Origin of the sequence: Micromonospora yasonensis (assembly GCF_026013475.1) — a bacterium.
Classification (GTDB): domain Bacteria; phylum Actinomycetota; class Actinomycetes; order Mycobacteriales; family Micromonosporaceae; genus Micromonospora; species Micromonospora yasonensis.
Genome location: NZ_JAPDPH010000280.1, coordinates 1 through 8,085, shown reverse-complemented (window position 1 = coordinate 8,085; position 8,085 = coordinate 1). Strand labels below are relative to the sequence as shown.

Sequence of the window (8,085 nt, the reverse complement as noted above, 5' to 3'; positions counted from 1 at the left end):
GCGGCGTGTCGGCGGCCACGGCGGGCCGTTCGGCGACCGGCCCCGGCGACCGGGGCCGGCCGGCGGGCGCGCCGGTGCCGACGGTCACCGCCGCCACCAGGGCTCCGGCCGCCCCGACCACGCCAGCCGCGTACGCGGTGCGGTGCAGGGCAGCGCGCCGCCGGTGGCGGCGGATGGCGTCGCCCAGCACATCGCGGGTGAGCGTCAGGCCGGCAGCCTCGTCCCGCATGCCGGCGACCAACTGGTCCTCGAGGTCGGTGGTCATCTGCGTGCTCCGTTCATCCCTGCGTCTTCCAGCGCCCAGCCGGCGGTGAGTTCACGTAGCCGGGTCAGTCCCGCAAGGACGACGGGTGGCACCCGAAGGTTGACTGGCCGCCCGAAAATTCTGCGCACGACGAAAGGCCGCGCGGATCGCGCGGCCTTTCGTCGTCGGCAGCAGGTCAGGGCGTCCAGTCGGGACGCAGCGGGTAGCCGTTGACCCCCTGCGGCCCGTTGTGGGTGGCCAGCACCTGGTGCAGTTGGATGTCGTTGCGCTCGAAGGCCATCCGGGAGCCGGCCATGTAGAGGCCCCACACCCGGGCGGTGCCCGGGCCGACCTCGTCGACGCAGAAATCCCAGTGCTCGACCAGGTTGCGGCACCAGCCGGCCAGGGTCAGCGCGTAGTGCTGGCGCAGGTTCTCCTCATGGTGCACCTCCAGCCCGGCGTCGTGGATCTCGCTGATCAACCGGCCCGGCCCGGCCAGCTCACCGTCCGGGAAGACGTACCGGTCGATGAAGGCGCCGGAGCGGTGCGGGGCGCGGTTGTCGGCCCGGGTGATGCAGTGGTTGAGCAGCCGCCCGCCCGGCTTCAGCCGGCTGCGCAGCGCGCCGAAGTACGCCGGGTAGTTGCGCACCCCGATGTGCTCGGTCAGGCCGATCGAGGAGACGACGTCGAACTGCTCGCGCGGGGCGTCCCGGTAGTCCAGGTGCCGCACCTCGGCGAGCTCGCTCAGCCCTTCCCGCTCGATCGCCGCCTGCGCCCACTCGGCCTGCGCCCTCGACAGGGTCACGCCGAGCGCCTTGACGCCGTACTCGCGGGCCGCGTGCCGGACCATGCCGCCCCAGCCGCAGCCGACGTCGAGCAGCCGCATCCCCGGCTTGAGCGCCAGCTTGCCGGCGACCAGGTCGTACTTGGCCCGCTGCGCCTCCTCCAGGGTGTCCCCTGGGCTGCGGAAGACCGCGCAGGTGTACGTCATGGACGGCCCGAGCACCTTCTCGTAGAAGGCGTTCGAGACGTCGTAGTGATGGGAGATCGCGCTGCTGTCCCGGGTACGCGAGTGGCGCAGCCCGTTCATCACCCGCTTCCAGCGCGGCGCGGCCTCCTGCGGCGGGGGCGCCGGCGGCATCAGCCGCTCCCAACCCAGCCCCTTCACCAGGGCCAGCGCCTCACTCATGGCCGGGAGGCGCAGGTGCACCTCGTCCCTGAGCACCTTGAACGCCTCGTACGGGTCGCCCGGGTGCACGCCCTCCAGCCCCAGGTCGCCGCTCACGTACGCCCGGGCCATGCCCAGGTCGCCCGGCGCCGTGAGCAGGTAGGAAAGGCCCCGCTCGGAGCGGATCGCCAGGGTGATCCCGGCGTCGGCCGGGCCGACCGCGCTGCCGTCGTACCCGGTGATGCGGATGGACAGGTCGCCGGTGGTGACGGCACGGACCACGTCGGCGACGGTCGGGCCGGTACGCCGGCCCCCCGCCGGCGGGCCGGACGGGGCGCCGGTCGCCCCCTGTTCACGGTCGATCAAGCTCACTGTCGTGCCACCGCCTTTTCGTAGAGTCCCGTGAGCCGGTGGTCCGGGTCGTACCGGTCCCGGACGGCGCGCCAGATGTCGCCGCCGTAGAGCCGGTCGAACTCGTCCCGTTCGTAGTACGCGTCGGAGTAGAGCGACTTGTGCCCGCCCGCCTCCGACACCGCCCGCTCGACCGCCCGGTTGACGTCGCCGTCCGCGGCGCCGTCGGCGATCGGCACGCTCCCCCAGAAGCCGATGTTCACATAGCTCTCGCTCGGTTGCAGGGGATACAACGGCCAGGCGCGGGCCGATCCGGGGCCGGCCGGCTCGCGCAGCCGCAGCGGGCAGAGCCAGACCGGAGTCATCCCCACGTTCCGGGCGAACCAGCGCAGGAAGTCGGCGGTGCCGTCGAGCGGTATCTCCACGTCCTGCACCACCCGCTCCCGGGCCGGGAGGCCCCGCCAACGGTCGATCCGGGCAGTCACCTGGTGGCGGTGCTCCAGCCGCACGAGCCGGTGGTAGAAGTCACTGCGCCGGTAGCGCTGGGGCCACAGCCGGCGGACCACCGGATGCTGCACCCCGAACGCCGCCGAGCACCAGAACCAGTCGGTGTCCCAACGCCAGAGGTAGTCATAGGTGGTGAGCACGTCCCGGGTGCGCCGGCGCAGCGAGCGGTAGTAGATGTCCTGGCCGGTGTAGTCGCTGGGCCCGCCGGCCGCGTCGTCGGTGAAGGCCCCGAGCACCAGGTACGCCTCGCCGGGGCTGAACATCACCCCGTCCATCGCGTCGACCGGGTCGCCCTCCCAGGAGCCCTTGGCGATCACCTCGCCGACCGCGTCGGTCAACTCCTCGAGCCGGGTGAACCGGATGTTGCGCAGCGTCACGTACCGGCGGACCGGCTGGAGTTCGATGCGCAGCCGGGTGGCGTAGCCGAGGCTGCCGAGCGAGTTGGGGAAGGCCCGGAACAGCTCGGCGTGCTCCCCGTCCGGCCGGGCGGTGACGATCTCGCCCGATCCGGTGAGCATGTCCATCTCCAGCACCGACTCGTGCGGCAGGCCGTTGCGGAAGGAGGTGGACTCGATCCCCAGACCGGTCACCGCGCCGCCCAGGGTGATGGTGCGCAGTTGCGGCACCACCAGCGGCATCAGCCCGTGCGGCAGGGTCGCGTCGACCAGGTCCTCATAGGTGCACATGCCCTGCACTTCGGCGGTGCGGGTGGCCGGGTCGACGGCGAGCACCCCGGTCAGGCCGCTGACGTCGAGCCCCGGCACGCGGGGCGCGGATCGGGGACGGAACAGATTGGAGGTTTGCTTGGCCAGCCGTACGGGTTCCCCGGCGGGCACCGCGGCGTACGAGCTCCGCAGCGTGTCCACCGCCCGTTCATGATCACGGACAGCGTGCATGATCTCACCTTACGCCCGGGTACGACAATTCGTGGGATGACCACAGTGGCGGTTCCGCGTCCGGCATACGACAGCCGGTTACCGTGGCGACCATGTCCTCCCCCGCCCTCGCCGCCCTCGACGCCGCCGGACTGCCGTACCGGGTGATCCGGCACGGTCCGGTTCGCAGCCTTCCCGAGGCGGCCCGGGCGCGCGGCGTGGAGGTGCCCGATGTGGTCAAGACCATCGTGGTCCGCCGTGGCGAGGACGACCACCTGTTCGTGCTCACCCCCGGCGATCGGGTGATCTCCTGGCCCAAGCTGCGGGCACTGCTCGGAGTGAGCCGGATGTCCATGCCGGACGCGGCGGCGGCCCGGGCGGCCACCGGCTACGAGCGGGGCACCATCACCCCGTTCGGCTCGACCACCGCCTGGCCGGTGGTCGCCGACGAGCGGTTGCGCGGCCGGGAGATCACCCTCGGCGCGGGCGAGCACGGGATGGCCGTGGCGGTCGACGCGGACGCCGCCATCGCCACCCTGGGCGCGACCGTCGCCGACGTCACCGACCCGGAACCCGCCCGCTGACCGCTGGCCGACCAGGCCGGTCGGGCATAGCGTGGGGGCATGCCGAAAGCCGTCTGGAACGACCTGATCGTCGCGGAGAGTGACGACACCGTGGTGGTCGAGGGCAACCACTACTTCCCCCGTGCGGCGTTGCGCGACGACCTGATCCGCGACTCCGCCACCCACACGGTCTGCCCGTGGAAGGGCACGGCCTCCTACTACACGCTGGAACACGCGGGCCGGACCAGCGCAGACGCCGTCTGGTACTACCCGGACCCGAAGCCGGACGCGGAGATGGTGCGCGACCGGGTGGCGTTCTGGAAGGACGTGAAGGTCGTCGACTGAATCACGCTCCGTCGAGGCGACTGGCCCTCGACGGACGCGGTGGGTCAGGATGCCCCCATGTCCGACGACCGACGCAGCGACCCGGCCGGCACCGTCTACGGCAGCCGCCGCCCCGGCCTGCCGCAGGACCCGCTGATGCGGATCGCGCTGGGCGTGGCGGTGGTCGGCGTACTCCTGGGGCTCTTCTTCGCCGCCGGCGTGCTCGGCGGTAGCGGCGACGAGCGGCCGGTGGTGCCGGCGGCGGCCGTGCCCACCCCCGCGGCGAGCGGGTCGAGCGCGGCCGCGCCCACGACGCAGGCGGCCCCGACCACACCGGCCGCGCCGTCGCCGACCACCGCGCCGACCAGCCCGCAGGCCCCGGCGAACGGACCGAAGGTGCTCCGCTCGGTGCCCTCGGGGCTGTGCCTCGGGCTGGAGAGCGACCAGCAGCAGGCGAAGGCGCAGCTCGCCCCCTGCACGGGCGGGCCGGAGCAGCAGTGGACGGCTGGCCAGCTCGCCCCCGACGCGGTGGCTCTCACCGTGATCGCGTACGGCCAGTGCCTGGACGTCGAGGGCGCCAGCACCGACGACGGCGCCAAGCTCCAGCAGTACCCCTGCCACGGGCAGGGCAACCAGCAGTGGCGGTTGCAGCCCGCCGGCCCGGGCGCGGTGCTGCTGGTCGCCGTGCACAGCGGCAAGTGCGCGCAGCCCGAGGGGGCCGGCACCCAGCCCGGCACGAAGCTCGTGCAGGCCCCATGCACCGGCGCTCCGGAGCAGCAGTGGAGCGCCGGCTGACCGGTCAGCCCCGGTAACTCCACGCCTGGCGCCCGGAGGCGACCGGCACCACGAACGACGGCTCGTCGGCCCGGCGGCGCAGCAGCAGCGAGAGCCCGGCCGCCCCGATCGACAGCGCGCCGGCCGCGTACCAGGCCGGGGCGTAGTCGCCGAGCTGATCGCGGACCAGGCCGGCGCCGGTCGCGGCGAGGGCCGCACCGACCTGGTGCGCGGCGAAGACCCAGCCGAAGACCACCGCGCCGGACGCGCCGAACCACTCGCGGCACAGCGCCACGGTCGGCGGCACGGTGGCCACCCAGTCCAGGCCGTAGAAGATGATGAAGATCAGCATGCTGGGCCGGGCCGAACCGGCGAAGAGGCTCGGCAGCACCAGCAGGGACGCGCCGCGCAGCGCGTAGTAGGCGCCGAGCAGGAGCCGGCTGTCCACCCGGTCGGTGAGCCAGCCGGAGGCGACCGTACCGGCGATGTCGAAGAGGCCGACCAGGGCGAGCAGGCCGGCGGCGGTGGTCTCCGGCATGCCGTGGTCGTGCGCGGCCGGCACGAAGTGGGTACCGACCAGGCCGTTGGTGGTCGCGCCGCAGATCGCGAAGCCCCCGGCGAGCAGCCAGAACGGCCGGGTCCGCGCGGCGGCGGCGAGGGCGCCGACCGCCCGGGCCGCCGCGCCGCCGGCCGGCGGCGTCGGCGGCACCACCTCGTCGGCGCCGTAGGCGGGCAGGCCGAGATCCGCCGGGTGCTCCCGCAGCAGCCACCCCACCAGGGGTACGACCGCCAGCGCGGCTCCGGCGACGACCAGCGCCGCCACCCGCCAGCCGTGGTCGCGGGCCAGCACGGCGACCAGCGGGAGGAAGACCAGCTGACCGGCGGCCCCGCCGGCGGTGAGCACCCCGGTGACCAGGCCGCGGCGGCGGACGAACCAGCGGCCCGTGACGGTTGCCACGAAGGCGAGGGCCATCGAGCCGGTGCCGAGGCCGACCAGGACGCCCCAGCAGAGGATCAGTTGCCAGCTCGCGCTCATCGCGACGGTCAGCCCGCTGCCGAGCGCCACCAGGACCAGGGCGGCGGACACCACCCGGCGGATGCCGAAGCGGTCCATCAGCGCGGCGGCGAACGGGGCGGTGAGCCCGTAGAGCATCAGGTTGACCGAGACGGCGGCGGAGATGGTGGCGAGCGGCCAGCCGAACTCGGCGTGTAGCGGGTGCAGCAGCACGCCGGGCGTGGCGCGGAAGCCGGCCGCGCCGACCAACGCGACGAACGAGACGCCGGCCACGAGCCAGGCCGGATGGAGACGGTGTCGGGTCACGCTCCGAGTCTCGGGGGTGGCGGACGGCGCGACGAGTGGCCGGAAAGCCAGCATGCGCAATAATCGGGCCATGACGCTCGTCCCGCACCGGATCGCGGTACTCGCCCTCGACGACGTGGTCGGCCTCGACCTGGGCACCGGGGCCCAGGTGTTCGGCTGCGCCCGCACCGAGGACCTCACGCCCCTCTACACCGCCGAGACCTGCACGCCGGGCGGGCGCCCGGTGCGCAGCACGGCCGGCTTCCAGGTGCTCCCAGACCACGGGCTGGAGCTGCTGGAGCAGGCGGACACGGTGATCATTCCCGGGGTGCACAGCGGCCCGGCGATGACCGACGGCACCCTCGATCCGGAGGTGGCGGCGGCGCTGCGGTCGGCCCACGAGCGGGGCGTACGGATCATGTCGATCTGCACCGGCGCGTTCGTGCTGGCCGCCGCCGGCCTGCTCGAGGGCCGCCCGGCCACCACCCACTGGGCGTACGCGGACCGGTTCCGCCGGCTGCACCCGGGCGTGGACCTCGACCCGGACGTGCTCTTCATCGACACCGGCAGCGTGCTCACCTCGGCCGGGGTGGCCGCCGGCATCGACCTCTGCCTGCACGTCATCCGCACCGACCACGGCAGCGGGGTGGCCAACCGGGCCGCCCGCCGCTGCGTGGTGCCGCCCTGGCGGGACGGCGGCCAGGCCCAGTTCATCGAACGCCCGGTGCCCCGGTCCGCGGAAGCCGGCACCGCGGCCACCCGCGAGTGGGCCCGGTGCCGGCTGCACGAGCCGGTCGCCCTGCGCGACCTGGCCGCGCACGCCCGGATGAGCGTACGGACGTTCACCCGGCACTTCCGCTCCGAGACCGGGCTCAGCCCGGCGCAGTGGCTGCTCCAGCAACGCACCGACCACGCCCGGTTGCTACTGGAGACCACCGACCTGACCGTCGAGCAGATCGCCCGGCACTCCGGCTTCGGCACCACCGCCGCCTTCCGGCAGCACTTCCATCACCGGGTCGGCGTGGCTCCCACGGCGTACCGGCGGACGTTCCACCGGCCCTGACCCGCTGCTCTGCCGGGCGACGCGGCGGATTCCTTGCCGGCGCGCTGACCTGCCGCTCTGCCGGGCGACGGGGATTCCTTGCGCTGCTGCTGGACCAGTCGGTGGTGGCCGCCGGCGCTGACCTGCTGCTCTGCCGCGGCGGGCCTCTTGCTTCCGTCCTGGGCTGCTGCTCCGTCGGGCGGTGGCGCCGGCCTTGCCCGCGCCCTGACCCGCCGCTCAGCCGGGGCAGCGGAGCGCAGCCCTCGCCCGCATCCTGAGCGGCGGCTCAGGCGAGGTGGGGCTGCCGGCGCAGTGCGCGGAGCTGGGCCAGGTGCATGGGCAGGTGGACGCGGGTGTGCAGGTCCAGCACCCGACCCCAGGGCAGCGAGTCGTCCACGTCCAGGTCGAAGCCCTCCCGCAAGACGGTGTCGACCGACGTCTCCGCAGCCGGGCCGAGCCGTTCGGCCAGCGCGCACAGCTTCTGACTGGTGGCCCGGAGCAGGGCGGCCAGCCCGTCCAGTCCCCCGCACTCGGAGACCAGCGCGTCGAGCTGCGGCCGGTGGATCGTCTCCAGGTCGTAGTACGCGAACGGCGACCCGGCCAGCACCGCCTCGGTCGCCTCGCTCATCAGCTCGTCGTTGGCGGCCAGGTGCGCCACGATCTGGTCGGCGCCCAACTCACCGTCCGCGGGCGGTCCGAACCCGCCAGCGTCCACTTCCACCAGCACCGCCTCGTACGCCTGCCGCAGCGCCACGGCGTCCACGTCGTCCATGCCCGAATCCAACTCCGGCCCCCGACGGCCGCACCGGGACTACCCCGCCCGGTTCACCCGGACGGGGTCCACCAACCGGTCACGATCTCGGCAAGTTGCGATTCGCAGCTGTCGAAACGCCGCTGGCCGGCACCCGTTGTCGGGTGCCGGCCAGCGGTCATGGTT

9 protein-coding genes are annotated in these 8,085 nt (G+C 73.8%); 4 read left to right on the top strand and 5 right to left on the bottom strand.

The window, feature by feature from the left end; all coding sequences use genetic code 11:
* From ONA70_RS32675 to ONA70_RS32665, 3 genes are all read right to left on the bottom strand, one after another.
* Nucleotides 1–265, bottom strand: a 265-nt coding sequence (locus ONA70_RS32675) for a hypothetical protein (protein WP_265010346.1), incomplete at its 3' end; no start/stop codon positions are given.
* 175 nt (nucleotides 266–440) lie between these two features.
* Nucleotides 441–1,784 carry a class I SAM-dependent methyltransferase gene (locus ONA70_RS32670; RefSeq protein ID WP_265010345.1) on the bottom strand — a complete coding sequence of 448 codons (1,344 nt, stop codon included), beginning with the start codon at nucleotides 1,782–1,784 and terminating at the stop codon, nucleotides 441–443.
* Nucleotides 1,781–3,166 carry an FAD-binding oxidoreductase gene (locus tag ONA70_RS32665; protein ID WP_265010344.1) on the bottom strand — a complete coding sequence of 462 codons (1,386 nt, stop codon included), beginning with the start codon at nucleotides 3,164–3,166 and terminating at the stop codon, nucleotides 1,781–1,783. The genes ONA70_RS32670 and ONA70_RS32665 overlap by 4 nt, the downstream gene beginning before the upstream one ends.
* A 92-nt stretch (nucleotides 3,167–3,258) precedes the next feature.
* Here ONA70_RS32665 and ONA70_RS32660 point away from each other — a divergent pair, with 92 nt between their 5' ends.
* Genes ONA70_RS32660 through ONA70_RS32650 form a run of 3 tightly spaced genes read left to right on the top strand, consistent with a single transcriptional unit; the run spans nucleotide 3,259 to nucleotide 4,827 of the window.
* Entirely contained in the window at nucleotides 3,259–3,729 is a 471-nt protein-coding gene (locus ONA70_RS32660) for an aminoacyl-tRNA deacylase (RefSeq protein WP_265010343.1), read from the top strand.
* Nucleotides 3,730–3,768: 39 nt separating this feature from the next.
* On the top strand, nucleotides 3,769–4,053 hold the full coding sequence (locus ONA70_RS32655) for a DUF427 domain-containing protein (RefSeq protein ID WP_265010342.1): 285 nt from the start codon (nucleotides 3,769–3,771) through the stop codon (nucleotides 4,051–4,053).
* Between the two features lie 57 nt (nucleotides 4,054–4,110).
* Nucleotides 4,111–4,827: an RICIN domain-containing protein gene (locus ONA70_RS32650; protein ID WP_265010341.1), complete on the top strand. Its 717-nt coding sequence runs from the start codon at nucleotides 4,111–4,113 to the stop codon at nucleotides 4,825–4,827.
* A gap of 4 nt (nucleotides 4,828–4,831) precedes the next feature.
* Here ONA70_RS32650 and ONA70_RS32645 read toward each other — a convergent pair whose 3' ends face one another.
* A complete protein-coding gene (locus ONA70_RS32645) occupies nucleotides 4,832–6,127 on the bottom strand; it encodes an MFS transporter (protein ID WP_265010340.1) in 1,296 nt (431 codons plus the stop codon).
* A 52-nt stretch (nucleotides 6,128–6,179) separates the two neighbouring features.
* Here ONA70_RS32645 and ONA70_RS32640 point away from each other — a divergent pair, with 52 nt between their 5' ends.
* A complete protein-coding gene (locus ONA70_RS32640) occupies nucleotides 6,180–7,169 on the top strand; it encodes a GlxA family transcriptional regulator (RefSeq protein ID WP_265010339.1) in 990 nt (329 codons plus the stop codon).
* A 265-nt stretch (nucleotides 7,170–7,434) separates the two neighbouring features.
* Here the strand turns inward: ONA70_RS32640 and ONA70_RS32635 are convergent, their stop codons facing one another.
* Nucleotides 7,435–7,920, bottom strand: a complete 486-nt coding sequence (locus tag ONA70_RS32635; RefSeq protein ID WP_406601292.1) for a hypothetical protein — start codon at nucleotides 7,918–7,920, stop codon at nucleotides 7,435–7,437.
* Between the last annotated feature and the right edge of the window lie 165 nt (nucleotides 7,921–8,085).